Origin of the sequence: Yersinia massiliensis (genome assembly GCF_003048255.1) — a bacterium.
Taxonomy (GTDB): Bacteria; Pseudomonadota; Gammaproteobacteria; order Enterobacterales; family Enterobacteriaceae; genus Yersinia; species Yersinia massiliensis_A.
Genome location: NZ_CP028488.1, coordinates 17805 through 41497, shown reverse-complemented (window position 1 = coordinate 41497; position 23693 = coordinate 17805). Strand labels below are relative to the sequence as shown.

Here is a 23693-nt window from a genome sequence, read left to right as displayed (position 1 = left end):
GGCTTGCGCCGTAGCCACAACACAGACGGGCGAAAAGTGGAGCAGGCAGGGGCCGGACCGGAGGCCGCATGCGCAAGCGAACGACCGCAGGGAGGGAGTGCGAACGGGTGAGGATACGGGCATAGCGAACCCTTGCTGGCGCAGCGGCCCGGCTACGTTCGGGCTACGGCGTAAGCCCCAAAAGACACAGAATCTATTTAAATCCCCCGCCCATAGGGCGGAATGCCTGACTACAAACGAGGATAGTGTCGATATTGTCACCTCGGACATGGCCGGTTCGAGGCCGGTCATGTTCGTAGCCTGGAAATTCAGTACTCACATTCCTGGATAAAGGAAACAGGCCCGCTCTAGGCAGGCCAGCCAACAGATTAACGACACGCCAGCTGCTGTTCGCAGTCCAGGGCATATCCATCTTCATTAAAACGCGCAGGCCAATCATGCATGTTATGTAACTGACACAAACTCAGTTCCCCTGGGCGATATAAAAGATGTCGGCACCAGGCACAGCAATCATCGTCAGATATCGAGCGGGTAAACGGGGTACTTTCCAATGACAAAACGTAAACGGGGGCTTGCTGGACATGAAGAGGGATAAAATTGCTCATAACATTCGCTCCGGGTTATCAGACTAAGAGAACGGCCTACGCCGTGCCCCTAAACCAAGACGGGCAAATAACGGAGCCTGCAAGGGCAGAACTGTAAGCCGCACGCGCAAGCGAACGACCGCAGGGAGGGAGTGCGAACGGGTAAAGAGCTGGCGTAGCATTCCCTTGTGGGAACCGTGGCCCGGATTAGTGTAAGGGCACGGCGTGAGGGGAATTTTCGGTGATCGGGCAGAATATCGTCCATGGGGGACCCGACAAGGTCGGGTATCCTTTATGTGGCCAGTTTCTGGCCACCAAAGAACGACGTTTTTATTCCAAACGTCATACGTTTTCATCAATAAAGGCAGAAACAGGTAGTCCAAAGCGCTTTGAAAGAGCTTTCATGTGCTCCAGAGTCAGCTTACGCTCTCCTTTCAAGATCATACTGACCAAAGAACGGGCACCAATTTCCTCTTTGAAGCTACTTTGATTTAGCCCGTGCTGATCCATTATCACGCGTAGCATCGCCAACTCTTGCGGTAATGCAGCTATACGCGCGTTGAACGCCTCGAATTCGGGGGCAGTATTTTCATAATCAGCAATTTTTTTAGCCAACAGGTCGATCAGCGGGTTCTCGTCGTCAGTATCGATTAGGCGTTCTACCATCTCAAGAGCCTGCTCGTAGTCTTCACGGCTATGGCTCCCTCCCAACAAGGGCACGGCATTTATTAATGCGGCCGTCGCATTTAAAGCAACCTCATAACTGTTTGTTGTCATCATTCTGGAGTTCTCCGGTAGTAATCGGTGAGCCTGTCATATTCTTTGTGAGTCACAATGTGCTTAATAAACACGTTCTGAGTTTCAAACTTTATATAGGCGATTATTCGTAAATTGTTCCCACCGATATCTATCACCCACCATTTTTGTCTGTATTTGAATCTGTCCAAACTTCGAAAACGCGCTTTAAGATGATCAGGCGTTAAAAACCGCTCGGTATGCAGCACTTTATAAATATCATCTAGCGCCGCAGCATCATTCGGAAATAACTTCCCCGCCTCATCAAACGGTTTCTTTGAAATAACCCGCATAAATCCCTCTATCTGTTAGGCGTGAGATAATTATACTCGCCTCCGCTAATGTTCACAATACGTGAACACAAATATGTTCACAAAAAGTGACTTAACCAAATCAGCTTACAATTCCTGGTTAGCTTGGCGGATATCTATTACTTTGGCGGTTTATCGACGCTATAGAACTACGGGCTATGCCCCGTCGGTTTGTAGCAGCAACCGGAGTTGTGGCAGGAGATCATCAGGTTGGCCATTAGCCAGTTGGGGAAGCATAACCAGCAAGGTCAGCGCCTGAATAGCTAACATAACCCGTCGAGGAAGTTTGTAGGATTCTTGTTCATAACTCTTATAGGTCCGAATAGTGACGCCTAACTTTTCTGCAACCTGTACTTGAGTCCAATTTAGAGCTGAGCGCCACTGTTTTAACCCTAACGATGGCATCACCACCTGATAAGTCGGCATGACCCCGAGCTCTTGTTTAGGGCATACCGTCAAAGTTCGCAAACGATTTATTGCCTGTTCGAAAGGCAATCTGGCCAACTCCGATAACATGGTTTGGAGTGATAAAATTTGTACACCTAACTCAACCATTAAGGGTGGCGTATATTGTTCATAAGTGCGATAGGTTCGCAGAGTTACACCAAGTTGCTCCGCAGCATCCTCCTGCCGCCACCGACTTCCGATACGAATTGATCTAACCTCATCTCGCGCCCAAAATTGTCCAGAGCGCCATAATCGCAAGTCGTAGCCAGTCATTTAATACGGCTCCTGTGCTCCATAAATTTAATATGTTTTAAGCAATTTTTGCACCTTTTAAGTAATGAAAGGGGAAATTTTTGCTTATTTTTATATCAGTTATATGAGTTTATCCATCTTTCTACGAATATTCTCTAGTCCATCTGAATTGGGCTCATCTTTCTTATGCTCTACTGCCTCATTAGGGGCAGTGTCGACCGTCCCTAATGAGGCGATCACGTCACGAATATCCGCCTGGCTGGGTTTCCATCCGGTAGTTTGAGTCAGCAAGTTGACCAGTTGATCAGCCGTCAACTGGCCATTAAACAGGGTGGCCAATAGCACCGGCAACCGAGGGTCGAGCTGATGCAGTGCTGCTGTCGTAATAACGGCATTACGCAAGAAATCCCCCCTTACCCGCTGTGATATGGACTCAACGACTTCCAACGCATGGCGATCAGCTTCGCTATCCAGTTGCAGATAGCAGGTAAATTTCCGGCGGTTATCACTGCTTTTCTCGCTCACGTTCTGTTACCCCTTTAGCTTAAACAACGCCATTTCATTGACCAGAGCACATTGCGGATTGGGAACTAGCGTTATCCGTTCTGCAGGTAATTTCCAGGCATTTCGTATCGCTGATTCTATCAGTGGGGCGCCCCCACCGACCAGCCATACCCGATTTACATGACGGAAACGGGCTAATTCATTCACAACACGGTCACCCAAGCGACTGATGGCTGTCTCAATCGTATCAATCACATTATCAACCCGCGAGCCGTCATTGATAACCTGAGATAAAAACTCCCAGTCGTGACGACGCTGAATAACCGTATCGGCTACGAATGCACTGGTATCACTCTCCGCGATACGTAATGCCGTTAAGGTAGCCTGCGTCACCAGTGAAACACCAATCATCGGGTTACCATGAATTGCCGTCACGTCATCGAACTGGCCAACAATCACCCCTGCATCGAGCGTCGTACCACCCAAATCAATAACAAGTGAGGTTTCAAGCGGCCCGACATTCTCACGGGCCAATGCAGAGAAAACAGCGGGTAATGATTCTGGCATCACTTCTACTGCCGAAATTTCAAAGCATTGACCTTTATTCAGCACTACCGGCCGTAAAAGATTCTCAATTTTACGCTGAATATTCACCGTATTTTTCTGGCAGTCCTCGGTATAAAACTCACTGATGGGCAATGTTACTGTCAATTTTACTGCCTGGGGTTCCAAGCCACTGTTGAGCAAAGCATGATGCACCGCCAACAAGTTGGTATCACTGTACTGATACTCAATATTAGTTGTGTTTATTGCCTGGTGGCTGACGTCATCAAACGTGTATTTTACGCCATCAATTTGATAGTTGAACGTGCGACGGCTCCCCATACCTTCGATTTTCCATCCGGGGCGAAAAGAGTTGGGGGAAAGGAAAGTGTGGAGGTTGTCATTATCAAACCAAGCCAGTTTTACATTAGTGGAGCCATCGTCGCAGCAAATATGTTTCATCTCAGTGCCCTTTTAAGTTACTCAATTTGAGTTTAATTACTCAATATGAGTCAATTAATTATCTCAAATTGAGTTTTTTTTAATTTCTTGATAGGTTAAAGTTGATTCTAATGCTACTCAGAATGAGTAACATTAGTGATGCATGACCCAGATCCCCCTTGCCCTGATACCACCCTGAACAAGGGGGGAAATAGTTAAATACGTCCCCTTACACTGGCCATACAACTATTTATGACATTCACTGACAACCGCCAGGAGTGCATTCGCCGTTGGTAACCCCTCTACATTTTTAATAATGAGTGATAACTCAGCGGATAATCTGCTGGCCATTGTCGCAACGTGTTGTGTTGATTTTTTATTGTTTATGTAGAGCAGCAGTGAGCAAGCAGCATCAGGGCGCGCACCATTAACATCAATTTCAATGTCCGTTTCTGCCCGGAAATGGTTTATCGCACGAACAAGAACACGTTCTTCCCACAAACCAAAATCGGTGTACAACCCCTGCCGATGCAACAATGACCCCAGATGAAACAAATCAGTTATAAGGTCACTGAATACCGATTCAACATCGATTTCTTCGCATTGACTGTTATCCATAAAATTCAATAAAGCACGGGCAGCTAGCGTACTGCGGGCCAGGTTATCCTCTTCATCCGTTCTGTACGGGGTATTCCCCTCTTCGGGCCCAACCAGTGCGACTAATGCATCTCTCAGTGTTGTAGTCATAAAACCCTCTCGTTTCGACTTTCTTCTGGTGTATACCCTTTTTGGCTTTTGCCGGCGCGGGGTGTCTGGCGCTGTGACATTAAGACCGAGACGGGGTATAAGCAGGCAGTGCAAGGGCGGCGTAGCCGGCGCCAGCGAACCCTTGCGCTGACTGCGCCCCGGCATAGCGTCTGTCACGACGAAAGACTCGCAGCGCTATTGCCAGAATAAAGGGGATCACCAGAAAGGCCTGGCTTTAGCCTGGCTTTCCCAGACGCTGGCACATCAGTGCCAGCAGTGAGAGCGGCACGAGCGAAGCTCGTTGCAAGCGGGGGGGGTATATTGGTCAGTGCCGGCTCAACGCCGGTTCTGGCCAATAAAGGCAAATGGGCAGATTTGGGATGAAAAAACCGCTCATCCGAGCGATTTCTATTTGGCAGAATCAGAGGTGTGAGATAAGCCGCCCCAACATTTCCATGATAGGGCGCATTGGGGGTTTTGAACGCTTCCAAACGGTCATGAACGGCTTAGAGGTTCAGTTAAACTGCTTGTAGGCGGGATAATATCGTCATCATCCGCTCAACGGTTTCAGCGTGTTTTAACTTCTCTTCCCACCCACCCAGATACCAAAAAGGTGTGTGGAAAGTTCTATTCACTGTCAGTGTGAGTGTATTACCGGTAATAACCTGGGCAGGAATACCCAGCAACGATAATTGGATGTAACACATATCAGCAACCATGCCATCAATGTCTGTACAAACCATAAAAACTTGCTCTTGAGGGTTATATCCGTTTTCACGCATATACATAGCTGCTGCAATAGCCATCCCACCTGCCCCACAGGCTGGTTCATTGTAAGTTATAAAGGGACGTCTGTTTAAGTTCTGTACTGCGTCAGACATCGTTAAAGCCGCCATCATTTGCGATAATGAATAAGGCGTAAAGAATTGACCTAAACTGGACGCACTCAACTCTAATTCCATATAGAGACTCCCCAGGAAGTCACTCGGCTCTGCGTCCAAAGCTCCAATGACACACCCAATCAATTGAGATAACTGACTCATATTCTCTTTGCCTAAACGTTTTTCAATTACAAAATATTCTTGTTCTAACTCATCTGACTTTAAAAAAGCATTTTGAATAGCAATAGCAGCTGCATGAACAAAATCACGAAATACATCAAAACGGTGATGATGTGGTGCCAAGTGTTTGAAAATCGATACAAACTCCTTGCGATACTGAGCAGCTGACACGCCAGGGCGCCGGTTCGAGGAATCAAACAGGTTTTGGAGTGGTGAACGAGAGAACAGGTGGCCTAAATTTAATGAGTTGCCCGGTATTTCGGCGTTATGAACTTTCATCTGGTGTATTCCCCTTTGCTGTTAATCGCGAGTTTTCTGTTTCTCGCGCCGTAAAGCGTCAGGGCCTCTGCCAGATAAGCGTGATTGCAAGTGCGTCTGCAAAGCCGCAGCGCAACGACCGCAGGGAGTGAGAACGGATGTAGTAGACGGCGATAGCGCACACTTGTTGTCATGCCTGGCGGTGGAACTGTTTAGCGGGGCGGGAGAATAAGAAAATGCGTACACCGAGAATTGCAGGAATAGCCGGAAGTTAATTTGTTCTGAAATTATTATGTTAGGTCGAAGACCTGATACGGCGTTGTTCTCTTACTTGCTATTGAGATAATTCCGGCCATCATTACTGTATATGCATGGGTCTTCCCCGATCATGGTGGGAGACTCATATGCATACAGTAATGATGGGCCACACCATGAAAATTCAATTCCTATCCTTAGCGGGCATCGATTTACCAACTTCAACTATTCCATTATTCGCCGATCACTGTGTGGCCGGATTTCCCTCTCCAGCCCAGGACTATATTGAGCAATCCTTAGATCTAAACGATTACTGCGTGCCTCATCCTGTATCTACGTTCTATTTGATTGCACAGGGGGAATCTATGGTTCAAGCGGGCATCCTTTCAGGCGATCTTCTTGTGGTCGACAAATCTCTTCAAGCAGAACATGGCGATATTGTTATCGCTGCTTTAGATGGAGAATTTACCGTTAAACAACTTTGCACACGCCCTACTGATATGACGAATTTCATTTGCAGTTATTGTGAGCCCGGCGTAATGGATTGCGAGCCGGAAAAAGATAAAAGCGAGCTCATTATCACTTAATGTGAGCCCGAAGCCATTTTCATTGTCACTTAATCTGAGCCGAAAATAGCGCTGATTGCGAGCCTGGGGGATTTCGATTGCGAGCCGTTACAACTATCCTGGAATCGTTAGCGCCATCGCTGACTGTCTACAGTATCGATGAAGCATTTTTGATGATTGATGGTATCGAACATTGTGAGCCGCTGGCCAGCTACGGAAAGCGTGTGCGAGATACCGTATTTCAACAAACAGGCTTATTGTCCGGGATCGGCATCGGCCAGACTCTTACTCTGGCCAAACTCGCCAACCACGGTGCGAAAAAATGGCCGGCTACCGGCGGTGTTGTTGACTTGTCAGACAGAGAGAGGCAACGCAAGTTGATGGCCCTTTTACCGGTAGAGGAAGTCTGGGGAATTGGTCGCCAGCTAAGCATAAAACTCAAGACGATGGGAATAGAAACGGTGTTGCAGCTGGCTGACGCCAACCTTCAGCTGATAAAGAAAACATTGGGTGTTGTCGTTGAGCGAACAGTGAGGGAACTTAATGGTACACAGTGTATCTCCATCGATGCACTCCCCGCTAAACAGCAAATCATATGCAGCCGGAGTTTTGGGGAACGTATCACAACATTACAGGATATGCGCCAGGCTGTGTGCCAGTACGCGGAGCGAGCGGCGGAAAAACTGCGGCTGGAACGGCAATATTGCCGTTATATCAGCGTCTTTATTCGTACCAGTCCGTATTCGAATGAACCGTTTTACAGCAACAATGCCAACCATCGATTAATGCTGGCCACCCAGGACACACGAGATATTGTGGCGGCCTCGATGAGAGCACTGGAAAAATTTGGCGTGATGGGTATCGATACCAAAAAGCAGGGATAATCCTGAATGATTTTTGTAGCCGTCCAGGTCAGATAGACATGTTTGACGAAACACCGCCAAGAGCCAATAGTGAACAGTTGATGAATGTTATCGACCGCATAAACCGAGAAGGGATTGGAAAGGTGTGGTTTACGGGACAAGGTATTGATAAAGGCTGGAAGATGAAACGGCAAATGCTCTCCCCGGCTTATACAACCCGCTGGGGAGATTTACCAAAAGTACAGCTATGAAACTAACGACCAAAACTCATCGAGTATGACCAAATTTCGTTTTCGCTTAGGTCCAAACACTCAACGCATAGAGTCATTCAAGTGCATCAGGATAAGTGTAATAGTGCTTAATATGTAGTAAAAAAAGATACGACAAACATCTGTTGTCAAAATCTGCAGTGGCTAACTTTCTTTATTTAACCAAATTTGATGAAAGGAGAAAAGGCGCATAATATTTCGAGCCATAACCATAAAAGTTCGCCATAGCTAACGCGCCTACTTTCAATAGATTAACTTTATTGAGTTACTGGCGATTTCACCCTGAAATAAAAACAAAATATCAATATAAAACAATTGATTAATGAATTTTATTTGATGGCGAATTTTCATGAGTGGATATAAAATCAAGCAGATTACAGTACTGATTTCAGTGGCGATTTCAGCCTGAAATCGCCACTTCATTGATAGAATTACTGTGATAAATGTTTCTTCATTGTGTGCAAAATAAGTCGGTCAAGTTCTACCTGCAACTCTTTTGGCAAACGGCTGAACTCATAGCTAAAAGTGCGTCCCTTGATACGTTTTCGAGCGTATTTATCTTTTTCTTCAAAGTCCCATAATTTTTCAACAACAGCAGCCTCTTTTTCAGGCTTAGCTAAAATCCCGTCTAAAACATGTCGAAACGATTTTATTATTTCATTTTTCAGTTCATCAGAGACCAGCTCATTAGCATTAGGAATTTTTTCTATTTGCTTCCTAACCGAATCAACGAATGTTTCTAGTTCGAGACTACGCAGCCGTAATTGTTCATCAATATCGAGCAAGAATTTATAATCTGGATAGGTTAGTTCATATTGAACAGGGAAAAGTTCTAACATCATCTCAGGTACCGATGCGGCCTGAATAGCTCGAGTAACTTTCGCAGAAGATAGGCGTTCCGATTGGGCTATCTCCTTTTGGTTCATGCCTGAATCGCGGAGAAGTAAAAGCCTTAATCCAATCTCACGTAAATTATGTTCTTTTGCAGTTTGAATATCAGCGGCGAGTTTTCTCGCATCATCCATATCAATATCGTCTTGAGTAACCAGCACATTGAGATCGACATGGCAAATCAATGCGGCAGCTCTGCGACGTGACCCGTCGAGAATTTCAATTTTTCCGTCAATTATACGTCCAATTGCCGGGAAAAATTGTTGAAAACGAATGGTCCTGATAATGTCCTGAAGTGACTCCTCTGTAACACCGGCTTGATCTCTACCATTTGTGGCTAGAGATACAAATGAGCGTTCAGCAATATCTTCTGCTGGAATAGTTTCAAACATGAAGACAACTTTTTTCCCTGAGGCAAGAGTAAAAATCTGGCGATAATTATCAGTTGATACATTGGACAAAGGGGAACCACTAAATGTCCGGCCGATGGTTGGGCGTTTTTTTGTCATGGAATACCTCAGTTCATCCGAATAAATTCGATGCGATCGAATACAGCTTTAGCAAAATCTTCCGCCGCAGCACGAGCATTTTTTAATGCTTCACTGCTGCCAACATAGGTCGAGGGGTTGGCGGAAATAACCGTATCAAAAGATTCGCCACATCGTTCAAAACCATCAAGGCGTGGTAGGGCCACATCCAACATATCCCCTCCAAATATCTCTTTGGCCAGGCTATGACAAAGTTTGTGGTCAGATTTATTCTGCAATTTAGACATAAATCCTATATTGCCCTGAAGGGGATACTTAGCCCCTGATTTTTCTATCATCTCAATAAGTTCAGGAAGACGAGTGAGATACTTTAAGGTGGAGTGGAAATCGACTTGGGCAGGGGGGATCGGCGTCATAAGCAAGTTCGATGCAGCAATAGCATTACTCAGGAAAGCATCGAGATGTGGGCCACTATCGATAAAGATAAAGTCATAATCCTTCTTGAGTTTATCAATAATATTCTCTTTAAGAACGGTATAGATATTCTGTCCAGGTAAATGTTCGGAACATAGCTCTTTCCATTGCGATGCAATAAATGCATCTTCAATAGAAGCAGGGATAACATCAACACCCGGCACAATAGAAGAAATGACAAATTCAGACAAAAGTTCTTCGCGGGATACATTCTGTAGCATTGCCTGAGCAGAGGTTGTATCTACAGCCCCAATAGAACGAGAGTGATTTAGAAACATTGTAGCTGAAGATTGAGGATCAAGGTCGATAACCAGAATTCTTAAATCTTCATAAAGTAGGTGAGGGTGGGCACGTAATCCATGAGCAAGTGAAACCGAACTAACTGTTTTCGATACGCCGCCTTTCAAATTACCAACAAAAATCGTGAAGGCTTCATCGTGGCGATCACGGTATTTAGGAACACCACGATGGTGATAAATATCTATAATATTTTGCAGTGACATTGCATATTTTATAGATGTACCTGCCGGCTTCTTCAAAAATGTGTAACCTTGCTCTTCCATTTCGGTGACAGCATAGTCAACACTTGCGCGAGTCAATTTAGGTAATTTGGCAACAGCAGCCTTGGCATAAGTCTGGAAATAAGTCGTTTCTTCCAGCTCTTCCTTTTGTTCTTTAATCTGTTTGGTCAGAAGAGTGAGCATGTGTTCAGAGCGCTCAGCCACTCTATAGATTTGCTTAGTATTTACCGTCACAAAACACCTCAACATGTAGCATTTAAGAATATACACGATAATGCTACACATAGGCGGTAATGTAAATTTTTTACTCTAAAATAAACTGAATTTTATTTTTAGTTGCAGATCTCCATATCAGAATAAGAGCATGCGCATGAATATCGATCACGCTACGTGAAATCTGAGAGATTTTTCAGAGCTAAGGCCACTACATTTCAATGTAGATGTTGCCTAGAACGGGCTTGATATAAGGTTTCTGTAGCTGGCGGTATTAGTTGGCTTGGTTTTTGACCATAAGAAGGCAGGGCATAGTCCTGCCCTTGTACCTAGACTGGAGTTCTATCGCCAAGAAATGTGACGATTTACATCTTGTGATTGATTAAGAATACGAATTACAGTGATAGAAGACTCTGAAGGAACGAAAAAAATCACATGCTTCTCAATAGGGAGTGAATAAATATTTTCACCTAACTCAGGTCGTTGTGTACCAATTTCATGTCTGGCCAAAATATCAAATATTTCAGAAAAGCGAGCGACATATTCGTCCGCCTTGGCTACACCAAATTGTACCTGACCATAAAGCCAAATATTTTCCAAATCATCAATTGCTTTCGGTGTCAGATTAATCTCTTTCATTCAGATTAACCCTTTCCTTTATTCGCTGTAGGAATACATCTTTACTCCATGTTTCTGGAGTGCCGCTACTCACCCCTTCAGCCAACAAGTCCCGTAATGATTGCAAATGGGACTCAGCCTGCTTTTCACGCAATAAACGCAAAGCATCACGGAGCACTTCGCTTTGAGTTCTATAATCACCTGCGCTAACCAGCGAATCGATGAAGTCGCGAAGTTCCTCGCCAACATCTACTGTCATTGTCCTGGCCATAAACACCTCATGTAAGACATAATCTTACATTCATTATAAGTCTATCCATTTTGATGTGCCAGTTAGTTTTTCATTCAAAATAGCAATACAAAGATATATACAAATTTCATCCTGCTCGAAGCCTATGACAATTACGTATGGCCAAACGTCACAATCATACCTAGAAAAATAACAGAACCTGCATACTGGCTTTGGAAGTCATAATTTGCCCCATCGAACGAACAACGTGAACTACCAATTCCCCAATAACATATGTAATGCCCCTGCTATAGATACAGGTAAACTATTAAATCTCATACAATCTTAATAGACGAACATATGACTAACATATCTTCATCAAGCGCTTCCGCAGCGTCGCTGCATCCCCGCTTCCAATGGAACACCCTGTTTCGCGGAGACCCACAGCGATCAAATTTCAATGCCTGTGTTGGTAATAATGGTGCGCCCGGTATTTATGAATATGCTGACGGTTTTGCCGAAAGTGTAGTTCTGCTCATTGAAGGGTTAACTCAACATAAGGGGTCACTGGACACGTTGATCTATCCAATCTGTTTTAACTTGAGGCACTCCGTAGAGCTGACAATAAAAGCCCTGATAGGGGATTTGACCCAGCTCGCGAAAGTGAGTAATAGACCGCTGACTGCAGATGTTAACAGTGTGATAGGTCAACACGACATCAAGAATTTGTGGGACTATTTTGTACAAAAATCGGCAGTAGTAGACCGCCGTTTCAGCCAGGAAACCGCGCCTCTCGACGCACATATAAAATGCATTGCCGAAACCGACCCGACCGGGCAGACGTTCAGGTACAGTTACGACACCCTATCCGTAAAACACCTCACGGACGTCAGCCTGATTAACGTATTGGTTCTACAGGAGCAATTTAAGGACATCAAAGAACACTTTGAAAAAATCCGCCACCTGATGGGCTATTTGAGGCTCGAATATCGCACAGGCACGTTTACCCGTAATCTTAGCCGTGCCGATATTGTCTCCATTGCAGAGCTGCTGCCTGCTAGGAAGCAGTGGGGGGCTGCAAACTTTACTGCCGCAAAGACGTTGATCTCGACAACGTATGGCCTCAGCGGAAAGGAACTGAGTTTAGCCTTTGCGAAAATCCAGAAAACCCGCGATACGGCGCGGATGATCGGATTATCCGTTACGGTACCGGGCCTGTCAGAAGCAGACTTCATAGAACTTAACGATATTTGGAAGACTGCGTGGGATTGTAGTGTGCTGGCCAAAAAACTACGGGAGTATATATATGGAAGAGAAATCGCCTCTACGTTTTCTGGCCCGGTACCAATGTCAGAGGAACTGAATTTCCTCGACTCAGCCCAAAAAGATTTGGGGCAGGCCGGCCAGCTATTTAAGCAATGGGCAACCCCAGAAAAACTGGCCGGTATCACCGCTCTGCAGCATTCCGGAGGAGACTTATTCTGTGAAGAGCACGACCATCGGTTTGCGTATTATCTCGAGGAGATGAATGCGATGGCCAACAAGGGGAGTGAGATATGGCAGGCTGAGATAGACGGTATCTGGACGAGCAGCGTCAGTAGGCCTTATTACCCCGCACAGACGGTGGAAAAACTGAAACGGGCCGGTTTTACTCATGAAGCAGCAACAGTGGCAGATCATCTTTTTGCATGAATTGCACTGAAATGAGAATGCTGGCAGCAAAACCGCTGGGAATACGAATAAACGACGAGAATGGGACGCATATGCTTTTTCATATTCATAAGCTGAAAAAATTGGGAAGTAGCCCACATAACATGGGCTAAGTGGCGAATTTATACTGGTTTAGTCATATTAGTGTATTCAAAGTCGGTACAAAGTAACGTGATCTCGTTTTCATTGAGCTACTTTGACGTCAGTTTCACGAAGCGGGCGCGGGCGTTAATTTTCGCAAAGGCCCCGAACGTCTCGCGGATAGTCCCCAGCACCTCGTCAGGCAGCTTACATGCGCCATCCCAGGCAAAGTAATATGGATTGAGACTTATCACAGGGCTGTAAACAAAAGAGCGAGCAATATAAGGCAGATAGTTGTCCAGCATCTCCTCTGCGTAGTCGACGGTCACGCCTTCATCAAGCGCACTGACTTTCAGTTAAACCATTCGTACCACCTGGGGACCCAGCAGGTGGAAGCATTCGTGACAGAGCTGATAGAAGAACTGCTCCCAGCTGTCGTAACGCCAACCTGTACAGACCCGTAATTATCTACGGTTTGTTGTCTTGTTTCAGTTCCTCAAATGAAACTGTATGGCTATGCGGCTTAGCCTTATTGTCCAGCTCTGTGATGCGTAATTTCAATGGCATCGGGCAGGCGACGCCGCTGAAAATACAGGTGCCAGTGGATAGCGTAGGGATAGACTCTTCTGTCATACGGTCGATGTAGGATACCGATTTCTCAATTGCAAAGAGATCATTCTGATTAATCAGCCGGTGAATAAAATAATTGTGTGCCTGCGAGATGATGGTTGAAGATATATCATTAGGTCGCTGGCTGGAGAGGGTGACAAATACGCCAAATTTTCTGCCTTCTTTGATAATCTCTTCAAACGTTTCCAGCCGGTAATCTTTCCAGCTCTCCGTTTCGCGAAATGAGGTATTCGAAAGGATATTGTGGGCCTCATCAATGATGATATTCAACGTGGACTTTGTTGTCTCATTTTTTTTCTCGTTATAGACCCATTTTGCTAATATCAGTGGGAGCATTTTTTTCATGGTGATATTTACCATATTGAGGTCAATGACCACAAAATTCCCCTCCTTCCAAAAGTCTGTAACACCTCGGGTATCAAAAATCTTGGCAATGTCTTTCCTATTACTTCTCATCCTGTTAATAACAGGTGAAATATGCTCTGGGTTTGAGCGATTTGAAAGGAACTCAGAGATCAGTTGGAGATACATAAAAGAAAGTAAATTTTCAATTAAATCTTCCGGAAACTCGTAATGACATGCTAATTTGAAAAGATTAGAATCTTCTGTATCATCAGCAGTATCAAAGTAATGACCTTTTTTGGTATACCAAACTTTTCTTGAAAACTGAAACTCTAAATCCGATATCATCTTTTCATGGTCGTTGAAAATTGGTCTAAAAAAATCAAAAACCGTATCGCATCGCGACTTTTCACTGCCAAAAAGAGTTTCCTTCACCCTCTTTTTTAAAATACTCCTGAAATACTCTATTGGATCATCTGCTCCATCAACACTGGCCTTAAGGTCTAAGACCCTTTTTAGAAAGGGTTTTTGCGTCTTATCCGTGGCATCAGTTAAAACACTTAATATTTCGTGTTCTACTAATATACTGGCCGACATCGGAATTTTATTCCCTGACGCAGAGTGCGTATTAAGTTTATAGACAACTTTATTCTCGGTGATGCATTCCGTAGCACCGTATTCCCCGTTAAAATCAAATAACAGGAATTTGCTTTTCTCGATAAATGATTTGCCCAATATGTCTGAGATAGCACTGTACCCGTGCTTATAAAGCGCAGCCAGGGTGTTAGATTTTCCACTACCCGTATTGCCAAAGATAGCGATATGCGAGTTCATCAGACCACTGACCGGTAGGGTAATATCAATATCTTCGAGATCGGTACGGGCAAAATGCAACCCGGGTTTCCCTGCCTCGGTGATCTGATGGATTATCTGAACCAGCTCTTCGGTGACAATGAACGCCTCATTTCCTATTAGAGGAAGTTCTCGCATGCCGCCGATAAAACGGCCCTGACGATCAATATAGCCGGATAAGGTAGCGGTCAAGTAGCGCCGATAACGCTGCGCATCACTACCGCTGCCCTGATACTGCCTTTCTTCAATGATTTTTTCGGCTTCTACCTTACCGATAAGGCTCATAAACCCTTTTTTGATCTCGATAAAGCTGCCTACTGAAACATTTTTTAAAACCTTTCCTTGGTAGAATAGGTCACTCAGGTTCTTATTCTTATCCACAAGGATCGTAACCATTCTGCCAGAAACTTCGCACACTTCTCCGACACGTAAAATAGATTCTTCATCGACAAAATTAGTATTCATCATTAACCACGTAGATAGTTCGTAATAATGTGATTGAGGTTGCCAAATTCCAGCGTTCCCCCAGGCAGATACACTATTTCCACATTGGAGAAATCCCTGAACTTATCTACAAACATATCCAGCGCGGATTCATTATAAGCAAAAATAAGAATTTTAAGCGTCGCATTGCGCAAGGCTTTCTTCGTCAGAAGTTCAATATGCTCATCCGCGAACGAAAAACCGAATACAATAAGGACTGTGCCTTCTTTATCGAGCTCGTTAGAGTATGTGCGTAATAAATCATAGTATACGTTCTCGAGAAGAGTCTCTTTAAATTTTTCTTTTCTCGGCAAAATTATAGCATGCTTATTTACCCAATTTTTAGTATGAATCGGTCCTTTGAATTTTAGAGGCGGTAAATCCTGTAGAGAATATATTATATTATCTCCTTCTTTTTTCCATGAAAGCGAACCGTGCAGTTTTATGAGGTTTACCGTGGGTAATTCAACGCTATAGTTATACAAATTCCCGGTGGCGTGAATACTTCGGTAGAAACTTCCGGCATCAAAAGAATACTGATTAAAAATATTCACTCGACGACTAAACCCATCATTAACCTCAATATTATGATTTTTTGTTGCAGCATCCTCAATAAAAAGGTCATAATTAGTAGTAAATATATTAACCCGGCGGGGCAGCAACCCCGTCCTTCGTCGGGTAAGAATTTTTTCTATTGAAGACAAAAAATCCGCATAATATTTTTCCGTCTTTTTAGTGTTAGAAACTTTATCCGGAGGATAAAGTATCGACTCATACTCTCTTCCGATCAAAATATTATTAGCCACCCACACTGATTTAAGAAATGTAGATGCTTCCTCGAAATATTCTTTTTCTTTTTCACTGTTAATTAATTTTTGTAATTCTTTTTCAATATTAGCAAGCACATTTATAGCGGGTAGCGAGGCACCTGATCCAATAAGAAAATTGATATTTGCAGACTGAAATACGCGCTCAAAGTATTCCTGATCCCTATCGTTACCGTAATATGGTCTTCTTGTCGCCAAGGTTTAACTCCCTGTTTTGCTTTTGTGCATTCAGTTATGTTCCTCTATCTTACATTTGAACAACCTGCTTTAGCAGCATTTTCCTGATTACTCCTTACTGCAATCCTCCGACTGCAATTGTAATGGCATAGTGAATTTGGCCACCTGATCGGAGATCATGTCCCTGCCTCAACTACACGACAGGTGATCACATGGGTAAATATTTCACGGCAGAATTTAAGCTAGAGGCGGCCAAGCTGGTCGTTGACCATAATTACACTATGAGTTGAACTGTCCGCTCCAAAAGTTATTACAGTCTGTCCTCCTCTGACGATACGAATAAACTCATGCCTTTCAAGTACCTTAATGATCCTGTTGAGAGCTTTTCCTCCCCGGGACAATGTTACTTTTGCTTTAATTTTCGACGGTTCGATATAGCTGTTTAACCCATCAACTGAGCAAAGCGCATAAAATCGCAAATGCGCCGAATGACTTAAGAAATTGGCCTTCCTGTCGGGACTCATCCAGCCAATCATTTCCAGCATGTCATCATAATGCTTGCGTAACAGGCTACAGCTTGCTTGAACTCCGTAGACTGGTTGACCGTAGTCCGGCAAACCTGTGGCAGGATCATCATAGTGAAATTTCCAGAGTGCCTCATGATGAGAAAGTCGGTTACGCAGTGCCCTGATGCGATGAAAATCCTGACGGATATCCGCCATTGTATATCCCTCAGGCAGGTTCGGAAACACCACCGTTTCTAGGTTTGGCCACAACAGTGACTTACTGGCCTTATCTTCATATTTATGGCTCAACAACGTTGTCCAGAACCCAAAGTTCATACCGGCAATCACCCGTGCCGGAGTGATAATTTTTCCTTCGGAAACGATGGTGTCACGGGCCTGATCAACCAGAGTTTCTTCACGGACCTTGCGGGCAATGACCCGATGGCCATACTGGTCAAGTAGAACGCCATGATTATCTTGGGAGTCAGTCGCCTTTCTGGCCATCTTGTAACGCTTTGAGAGTTTGGGGTTTGCTTTTTTCCCCATATAACGTGGCAGACTGAAGATCCAGTTATGGTCCGTCAGCCACAGGCCATTAGCACCAGTGGGCGGATGCGACAGGATAGCCATATCTATGGCATTACGCAGAGTTACCTCCAGACACTGCATTGCGGGTAGCATCGCCCCCGCGAGAGCCTTATTCCAGTGATAAGCAGCCAGTACCTGATGTGCTTCAATTTTGAGATGCTGTTCGTAGATATCAAGACGCTCGGTAGAGATATAATTACGCATTGTCCTTTCCTTATGCCATGCAACGACATCAGCCTTTAATTGAGTTGACGAGTCGGTCAGTTTATGGCGTAATAAGCCACATCAAGGCGGAGCCGCCTCTTACAGAGGTCTCACGCGACAATAGTTGTTTGGAAAAGCCATCCCTCGGGGTGGCTTTTCTCGTTTCAGAACGTCAACACACCCTTCGTTCCACAGGCGGCAGACGCCTGGCTGCACGAATTTCATCAATCGCATCCAGAAAGTCCTCCACCCTCTGTAAGAAAAACAGTTCGTGGTGAACGGCAAGCATCACCGGTAACTCACGAGTAGCAACCTCGGCGAAAAGCGCGAACAGCAGCGAGGTGCCGTGAGAAATATGCGTGAGCTCGCTGAGCTGCTTTGCGCGTATTTCCAGCAGTGGGACGCCGTCGCGCATGATCCGCTGCAGATCGTCTTCACTGCGGATGCACAACAGACGGCACCAGGCACGGTTTTCGGCCAGCGTCTGTGCGCCGTCAAACCAGTAGTCGGCCAGTCCGGCGTTCATCATTTGCGCCAGGTCTCTGTCCATCAGCGCAACCAGACCGCTGCTCTGCATAAAGTTGCGGATCAAATCGCCAAAAGAGGCGGTCAGAAATTCCCTGACAAAATCGCTTTTTGACTTTCCGGCGGCTTTCGCTTGCTCGGTAAGCTCTATATCGATGTCAATTGGTACATTTCGTACAGTCAGTGTCCTTGTGACGCCTTTTTCCTCATTTTCATTTATGCTGGTCAATTATGTATCCCCTGACGAATTTATGATGTTATCAATAACAGTGCATTCATAGTATGCATACATGATTCATGTGTCGATACATTTAATTAATATTGCAATATGGTGCTAAATTGATATTTTTTGACCGCATTGTTATTTCCCGGACGGGAAGATCCGAAAAGTGGCAAAGTCGGGTATTGGAAACTCGTTATAATCAGAGGTTGTTACTGTATGCCATGGTCTTCATCTCTGCTTTTACGGCTGATATAGTGCTCTGTAAATTCAATGGTCAGAGGACCACATGGAGCTACAGACAAGACTCGTTTTTATTGACACTTCCGCATACGAAACAAAAAAGCTTCAGTTTGGTCATTTCGTCTTGGGTAGGCTTCAGGATCTTGTTGAAGATGAAAAAATTCACCTGCTTATTACCGATGTGGTTCGTACAGAAATCGAAATTCATCTGAAAAAACTCGCTGAGGTGGCTGTACGGGAGCATAAAAATTTCCGCAAAAACGGCAGTTTTTTATGTGTAGCGGATGAGATTACAGGGGGCGGTCTTTTCCCGGAGATCACCTCAGATGCTGTCCTTAATGCGGCGATGAGTAAATTCATTGCCTTAGTAGATAACGGATTAACTGAAACAGTGTCCGTCGCTGGCGTTAATCCGAAACAGATATTTGATGATTATTTTTCCGGAACTGCGCCGTTCCACCGTGAGGCGAAAAAGTCAGAGTTCCCGGACGCATTTTCACTTGCTGCAATCGATGCCGTGGCAAGAGCCCGTCATCACAAAGTTTATGTTGTCAGTAATGATGGGGACATGGCTGCTGTAGCAGAGGCTAACGATAATTTTATCCATCTTAAAAGCATCGATGCGCTCCTTAACTTGGTTAACAGGAATGACGAAGAGCTGGCTGAGTTATCAACATTTGCAGACAGCGTGCTGGAACAGATGAAAGAAGATGTAATAAGAATGGCCCGGGAACGACTGCGTGACGCAGAATTCATACCGGCATCCACAAGCGAATACGATCCTGAGATCTACGAAACAGAGATATCATCTGTAAGCATTGATGACGTACAGCTGATTGGCGTCAATAAAGATGACGCCACTTATGAGGTTACTTTCGGGGTTGATTTAACGGCCTCATACGATTTCGAGGATTATTCAAGGGCGAACTGGGATAAAGAAGATCGTGTGTACTATGGCATTGAGGTTTCAAATGACACCTATCGGCACACTGAACAGTACACCGCCACTCTTGAGATAGGATTTATGGATGGGATCAGGGCAAATGCGGAGGTTCATATACTGAGTTTTGATGACAGTATTTTCTTACTGGACCTGGATAACGCAGAACATATTGAATATGTGCCAGTCGTCGAGGCTGAGCCTCAGCTTCCTGACCCCTTCTAAGTTATGGCAGCTTCAGGTGGATATCTGGTTGCATCCTCCCATATTATCAGCTACACACAATAAGCCCAAAACTGGGCTTATTGTGCTGTTGACGGATTTTCCAGAGGTGGCCTCAAGACAGGTATTTACGTCTCTCGGGTACAAACAGTTTACCAATCGCCGGGCGCTTGTCGAAGACGGCGGCGTGTGCTTGCTGGAGCGTCGTGATAGCGCTGTTGTAGGATTCATATTGAGCCAGAAGCAGCTGACCATCCTGCTCGAGCCTGGTTATCCACAACATGTATCCTTCGGTCATCCCACTTTTCGACTGCGTCTTTGTGTTGGCAATACGTCTATGACTGAGATCGGAATTCAGCTTTTTCAGCAACTCCTCTCCAAGTGGAAGCGATGCTTCAAAAGCTGACACCATCGCCCCCAGGTCAGTCTTATAACGTGGCGCTTCGGTGAGACCATAGGTGGCGAGGCAGAAACGGGCGTTATTGATCTCTGACGTTATGGACTGTACGGCCTCAAGACTGACCCTCAGCAGGTTAACCGCGTTGTCATACTTGTCCAGACTGGTGCCCAGACCAGCCTCAGCTTGTTCCCGGAACGCCTCCACCGCTTTATCTGCGGCAACCCCAGGCAGATGGTCTTTGCCCAGTTGACTGTACTGGTCGTTGACCAGACCGATTGCGGTTTTATAGCCCTCCTGAGTGGTCAACTGGGGCAGCCAGCTCCTGGCCACAAGGAAGGCCGCTACCGCTGCTGTAGCCATCACGCCATTGAAAACCGTCGCCAGCCAGTCGGCGGCACTGCCGGTGAGCCTGAGGTCATACACGAGGACAATCAGCAGTATCAGCAAGGCAGTACCGGTGGCTGCTGTTACGGCGACATAAAGGCTGCTCCGGAGCCAGCCTGAACCCGATTTTCCTGTGCTCATTTGATTTTTTCCCCGGTTCTGGTTTCTCCCTCAATCTGATCCAGCAGGTTGTCCGCAGTGACGCGCAGCCAGGCATAGAGTTCGCGGCCACGTTCCGTCCTCGTGTCCAGTTGAATGCCGCGCTCCGTGACTGTCCCGTCATGAGACCGGATGTGTTTCAGCAGGGTGCCCAGCGTGCCGGAGCTTTTATCGATCATCACCCGGTTCCGGTACTCCTCAAACTGGTTCAGGGTGAGATCGATGTACCAGTCGTCCAGCCTCACGATCACGTGGGAATGGATAGTTGAATGGCGTTCTTCCCGGAAGTCCTCCGTCGCCATCATATGCACAATAACCGGCTGCAAGGACGGGTCGCAGTCCTGCAGGTACTGTGCCAGAAAGTTGCTAGCCAGGTCACAACAGCCGTACGGGAAATGATTCATCTCCATTAGCCAGCGGCCCATCGCAAAACATTCGTTCGAGCGGGTGTCTGCGGCCAGCACCAGGGCGTTGCGAAAGGCATGGATACGGCGTTTAATTTCAGGGGTCATTTTGTATCCTTAGCACTTTTTGGCTCGGCTCTGGCCAGGATCAGCAGCTCGGCCTGCAGGGTGCGGTTTTCTGCACGCGACTCTTTCAGCTCGCTTTTGGTTTCCTTCAACTGAGCCGTCAGGTGTTCGCCGGTGGCGGTCAGACGGGCCACCTGCTCGCGCAGCGGCAGGGCTTCCGCGCGCAGTTCGCGCACTTCCTCCAGCAGCCGGTCACGTTCGGTCACTACCTCCCGCAACACCGCCAGTTCACTTTCCATCATGGCTACTTTCGCCAGCGCCTCATCCCGCTCTTGGTCGGCCTGGCCGATATCGGCGTCGGCCTGTTCACGGGCCGCCAGCGTCCCGGCTTCTGCCTGTTTCACCGCAGCCTGCCACAGCAGGGCCAACTGTCCGGTCAGCAGCTGTGCCAGCTCCGGCGGCAGCACCGACGGTTGTTCGCTGGCCAGCGCACGCTGACGGGCACGAAACTCCCGCATCACTGGGGAGATATGCGACAGGGAGCCGCCGCCGAGGTGCGCGCGAACCTGTTCGTTTGTCGGGTTCGGGTTGCCGGCGGCAATGAGGGCCGCGGCGGCGTCCTCAATACGGCGGACGGTGTCAGCAGGCAGGTTAGTCATGAAATGCTCCGTTCAGAAGGGATGTGTACATTTTAACCTGCCCGCGTTTTGTACACAATACAAAACACATACAATACATACAATACATACAATACATATGATACAGAACGTACATACAGACGCTCTCTTTTTTATGGAAGATCCGAAAAGTGGTAGAAGCGGATCTGGCCTCCACGACGGGCAATTTTTTGCACAACCACTATATTTAGTATCCATATGTCGTGTTAAGTTACTGCATATTGTGTTTATTGACCCTGGGAGACTATCCGACAGCGGCGCTTTGGGGGCTGTTGACGGCGCGGCGAGTGTGATAAGGTTCCGAAAACGGAAAATAGGGAAAAAGTCGGAACAGAGAAAACGGCGGGTTAGGTAATTGCTAACAGTGACTGTTCTTAGCGTGACTTTTTATATAGTGATAATTAATAAATTTATTTTAATCAAACTTATTATTAATTTTGATATTTATTAAATATGAAATAATCAATCACACTGACTTATAGTGTGTTCACTGCCGTTAATGACCCATGGAGAAAAAGATGTTTGCGTCTATTACGGGTAAAGAGGGATTTGGGTATCAGTTTGAAAAGATCCGCCATGCCATCGCCGATCCCAGTCAGGGCAATATTCATGCCGCCACCCGACTTGGACTCGATACCCTGGCACGGCAGTACGCCAGTTTTGAGCAGGAATTGGAGGCCGCCGGTGAACTGGCCGACTGGTCTTACGATTTGGCCACCTATCGGCATGCCATAGATACCCTGCAGGGCTTTTTTAGCGGCAACCCGCGCGGACTGAGCGAACGCGACGCACGTATCTACTATCACTACCTGGAAACCGAGCACGAACAGTTCTGCCACATCGCCGAAGAGATCGCGCAAGAGCACGGCGGCGCGCATTAATCAGCCACCTCCCCTGGCAATGCAGACGGGGAGAGTCAAACGGGTATCGAAAAGAGTTTACCTAACCGGTTCATGTGAAACCGTTTAAAGGGCGATGACAATCATGGGCGACAGGATTTGCGGCACTGATCAGCGAATTGGCGCAATTGACCAACAGAACATCCCGGAGTGGCAATGAACAGAAAAAAAGACGCACCATCCACACTGCTGGCAAGTGACAGCGACTGGCACAATAACGCCGGACTTAATTACATGCAGGATCACGGAACAGCGTATACCGAAGGTTACCGGAGGGCAGCGGATATCCTCATTCAGCACATTGACGAGTCCGGCCGGGATCAGGATTTTCTGGTTTACCCTGTGCTATTTCTTTACCGGCATCATATCGAGTTACTCCTCAAGCAAATTATTGAGCTGGCACTGCCACTGGCAGAGGATCCAGCACAACATCCATACAAAAAAGACAATCATAACCTGATCACCCTCTGCACCGTGGCTCAAAAACTGGTACTGGAAGTCGATGACCGGTACAGATCTTCTGATTTTTGCATAGTAAAAGAAGTGGTTAATGAGCTTCATAAAGTGGATCAGTGCGCCACCGACTTCCGTTATGCGCGGAGAAATGACGGCACACGCAGCCTCGACGGTATCCGTTGCATCAACACCCGTCTTTTTGGTGAAAAAATGGGGGCCGCTTCCGACTGTCTGGATGGAATAGACGTCAACCTGCGATACCTTCAGGAGCTTGACGCAGAAATGCGGGCAGACATGGGGTGACAGGTAACGTCCAGAAATGGCCCACACATAACAGCGCTCTTTTACATCGGGATGGCACTTGCCCC

The 23693-nt window shown here is 46.2% G+C and carries 27 protein-coding genes; 7 read left to right on the top strand and 20 right to left on the bottom strand.

Annotation, left to right across the window (positions count from 1 at the left end; translation table 11 throughout):
* Positions 1–193 precede the first annotated feature (193 nt).
* The 8 genes from DA391_RS24285 to DA391_RS23325 all read right to left on the bottom strand — a co-directional run bounded on the left by DA391_RS24285 (position 194) and on the right by DA391_RS23325 (position 5964).
* Positions 194–406, bottom strand: coding sequence for a hypothetical protein (locus tag DA391_RS24285; protein ID WP_159074585.1), 213 nt, complete (start codon positions 404–406; stop codon positions 194–196).
* Positions 407–926: 520 nt separating this feature from the next.
* On the bottom strand, positions 927–1364 hold the full coding sequence (locus tag DA391_RS23355) for a helix-turn-helix domain-containing protein (protein ID WP_404810719.1): 438 nt from the start codon (positions 1362–1364) through the stop codon (positions 927–929).
* Complete coding sequence (locus tag DA391_RS23350) at positions 1361–1672, bottom strand: type II toxin-antitoxin system HigB family toxin (protein WP_088130822.1); 312 nt, start codon at positions 1670–1672, stop codon at positions 1361–1363. The genes DA391_RS23355 and DA391_RS23350 overlap by 4 nt, the downstream gene beginning before the upstream one ends.
* A 174-nt stretch (positions 1673–1846) precedes the next feature.
* The gene (locus DA391_RS23345; protein ID WP_088130823.1) at positions 1847–2410 is read right to left on the bottom strand and encodes a helix-turn-helix domain-containing protein; all 564 of its coding nucleotides are present in this window, start codon (positions 2408–2410) and stop codon (positions 1847–1849) included.
* A 99-nt stretch (positions 2411–2509) separates the two neighbouring features.
* Positions 2510–2914: a plasmid partitioning/stability family protein gene (locus tag DA391_RS23340; protein WP_088130824.1), complete on the bottom strand. Its 405-nt coding sequence runs from the start codon at positions 2912–2914 to the stop codon at positions 2510–2512.
* A gap of 6 nt (positions 2915–2920) precedes the next feature.
* Entirely contained in the window at positions 2921–3898 is a 978-nt protein-coding gene (gene parM / locus DA391_RS23335; protein WP_088130825.1) for a plasmid segregation protein ParM domain-containing protein, read from the bottom strand.
* A gap of 225 nt (positions 3899–4123) precedes the next feature.
* Positions 4124–4624 carry a hypothetical protein gene (locus DA391_RS23330; RefSeq protein ID WP_088130826.1) on the bottom strand — a complete coding sequence of 167 codons (501 nt, stop codon included), beginning with the start codon at positions 4622–4624 and terminating at the stop codon, positions 4124–4126.
* Between the two features lie 518 nt (positions 4625–5142).
* The gene (locus tag DA391_RS23325) at positions 5143–5964 is read right to left on the bottom strand and encodes an N-6 DNA methylase (protein WP_088130827.1); all 822 of its coding nucleotides are present in this window, start codon (positions 5962–5964) and stop codon (positions 5143–5145) included.
* Between the two features lie 410 nt (positions 5965–6374).
* Between DA391_RS23325 and umuD the strand changes: the two genes are divergently transcribed.
* The 3 genes from umuD to DA391_RS24560 all read left to right on the top strand — a co-directional run bounded on the left by umuD (position 6375) and on the right by DA391_RS24560 (position 7878).
* Positions 6375–6785, top strand: coding sequence for a translesion error-prone DNA polymerase V autoproteolytic subunit (gene umuD / locus DA391_RS23320; RefSeq protein ID WP_088130874.1), 411 nt, complete (start codon positions 6375–6377; stop codon positions 6783–6785).
* Positions 6786–6862: 77 nt separating this feature from the next.
* Positions 6863–7648 carry a hypothetical protein gene (locus tag DA391_RS23315; RefSeq protein ID WP_226720719.1) on the top strand — a complete coding sequence of 262 codons (786 nt, stop codon included), beginning with the start codon at positions 6863–6865 and terminating at the stop codon, positions 7646–7648.
* A 38-nt stretch (positions 7649–7686) separates the two neighbouring features.
* The gene (locus DA391_RS24560) at positions 7687–7878 is read left to right on the top strand and encodes a DUF4113 domain-containing protein (RefSeq protein WP_226720718.1); all 192 of its coding nucleotides are present in this window, start codon (positions 7687–7689) and stop codon (positions 7876–7878) included.
* A 449-nt stretch (positions 7879–8327) separates the two neighbouring features.
* On the opposite strand, the gene DA391_RS23305 is transcribed toward DA391_RS24560, so the two are convergent.
* From DA391_RS23305 to DA391_RS23290, 4 genes are all read right to left on the bottom strand, one after another.
* Positions 8328–9296, bottom strand: a complete 969-nt coding sequence (locus DA391_RS23305) for a ParB family protein (protein WP_088130851.1) — start codon at positions 9294–9296, stop codon at positions 8328–8330.
* A gap of 8 nt (positions 9297–9304) precedes the next feature.
* Positions 9305–10519, bottom strand: a complete 1215-nt coding sequence (locus DA391_RS23300; protein ID WP_264192669.1) for an AAA family ATPase — start codon at positions 10517–10519, stop codon at positions 9305–9307.
* Between the two features lie 306 nt (positions 10520–10825).
* Positions 10826–11122 (bottom strand): type II toxin-antitoxin system RelE/ParE family toxin, encoded by a 297-nt coding sequence (locus tag DA391_RS23295; protein ID WP_108088331.1) that lies wholly within the window; start codon positions 11120–11122, stop codon positions 10826–10828.
* A complete protein-coding gene (locus DA391_RS23290; RefSeq protein ID WP_088130853.1) occupies positions 11109–11372 on the bottom strand; it encodes a type II toxin-antitoxin system ParD family antitoxin in 264 nt (87 codons plus the stop codon). The genes DA391_RS23295 and DA391_RS23290 overlap by 14 nt, the downstream gene beginning before the upstream one ends.
* A 318-nt stretch (positions 11373–11690) precedes the next feature.
* On the opposite strand from DA391_RS23290, the gene DA391_RS23285 reads away from it, so the two are divergent.
* Positions 11691–13022, top strand: coding sequence for a hypothetical protein (locus DA391_RS23285; protein WP_088130854.1), 1332 nt, complete (start codon positions 11691–11693; stop codon positions 13020–13022).
* 209 nt (positions 13023–13231) lie between these two features.
* Here DA391_RS23285 and DA391_RS23280 read toward each other — a convergent pair whose 3' ends face one another.
* The 5 genes from DA391_RS23280 to DA391_RS23260 form a co-directional block, all read right to left on the bottom strand.
* A complete protein-coding gene (locus DA391_RS23280; RefSeq protein WP_088130855.1) occupies positions 13232–13426 on the bottom strand; it encodes a hypothetical protein in 195 nt (64 codons plus the stop codon).
* 163 nt (positions 13427–13589) lie between these two features.
* Positions 13590–15410 (bottom strand): ATP-binding protein, encoded by a 1821-nt coding sequence (locus DA391_RS23275; RefSeq protein ID WP_088130856.1) that lies wholly within the window; start codon positions 15408–15410, stop codon positions 13590–13592.
* A gap of 2 nt (positions 15411–15412) precedes the next feature.
* Positions 15413–16453 carry an SIR2 family protein gene (locus DA391_RS23270; protein ID WP_088130857.1) on the bottom strand — a complete coding sequence of 347 codons (1041 nt, stop codon included), beginning with the start codon at positions 16451–16453 and terminating at the stop codon, positions 15413–15415.
* A gap of 221 nt (positions 16454–16674) precedes the next feature.
* Positions 16675–17730: an Abi family protein gene (locus DA391_RS23265; protein WP_088130858.1), complete on the bottom strand. Its 1056-nt coding sequence runs from the start codon at positions 17728–17730 to the stop codon at positions 16675–16677.
* Positions 17731–17902: 172 nt separating this feature from the next.
* Positions 17903–18484, bottom strand: coding sequence for a hypothetical protein (locus DA391_RS23260; protein ID WP_108088330.1), 582 nt, complete (start codon positions 18482–18484; stop codon positions 17903–17905).
* A 280-nt stretch (positions 18485–18764) separates the two neighbouring features.
* On the opposite strand from DA391_RS23260, the gene DA391_RS23255 reads away from it, so the two are divergent.
* Positions 18765–19883 carry a PIN domain-containing protein gene (locus tag DA391_RS23255; RefSeq protein WP_108088329.1) on the top strand — a complete coding sequence of 373 codons (1119 nt, stop codon included), beginning with the start codon at positions 18765–18767 and terminating at the stop codon, positions 19881–19883.
* A gap of 112 nt (positions 19884–19995) precedes the next feature.
* Here the strand turns inward: DA391_RS23255 and DA391_RS23250 are convergent, their stop codons facing one another.
* Genes DA391_RS23250 through DA391_RS23240 form a run of 3 tightly spaced genes read right to left on the bottom strand, consistent with a single transcriptional unit; the run spans position 19996 to position 21952 of the window.
* Positions 19996–20805 (bottom strand): hypothetical protein, encoded by an 810-nt coding sequence (locus DA391_RS23250; RefSeq protein WP_108088328.1) that lies wholly within the window; start codon positions 20803–20805, stop codon positions 19996–19998.
* The gene (locus DA391_RS23245) at positions 20802–21335 is read right to left on the bottom strand and encodes a hypothetical protein (RefSeq protein WP_088130862.1); all 534 of its coding nucleotides are present in this window, start codon (positions 21333–21335) and stop codon (positions 20802–20804) included. The genes DA391_RS23250 and DA391_RS23245 overlap by 4 nt, the downstream gene beginning before the upstream one ends.
* Positions 21332–21952: a DNA-binding protein gene (locus tag DA391_RS23240; RefSeq protein WP_088130863.1), complete on the bottom strand. Its 621-nt coding sequence runs from the start codon at positions 21950–21952 to the stop codon at positions 21332–21334. The genes DA391_RS23245 and DA391_RS23240 overlap by 4 nt, the downstream gene beginning before the upstream one ends.
* A 536-nt stretch (positions 21953–22488) precedes the next feature.
* Here DA391_RS23240 and DA391_RS23230 point away from each other — a divergent pair.
* Positions 22489–22851, top strand: coding sequence for a hypothetical protein (locus tag DA391_RS23230; RefSeq protein ID WP_088130864.1), 363 nt, complete (start codon positions 22489–22491; stop codon positions 22849–22851).
* Positions 22852–23025: 174 nt separating this feature from the next.
* Positions 23026–23628, top strand: a complete 603-nt coding sequence (locus DA391_RS23225; RefSeq protein WP_088130865.1) for a hypothetical protein — start codon at positions 23026–23028, stop codon at positions 23626–23628.
* Positions 23629–23693: the final 65 nt, after the last annotated feature.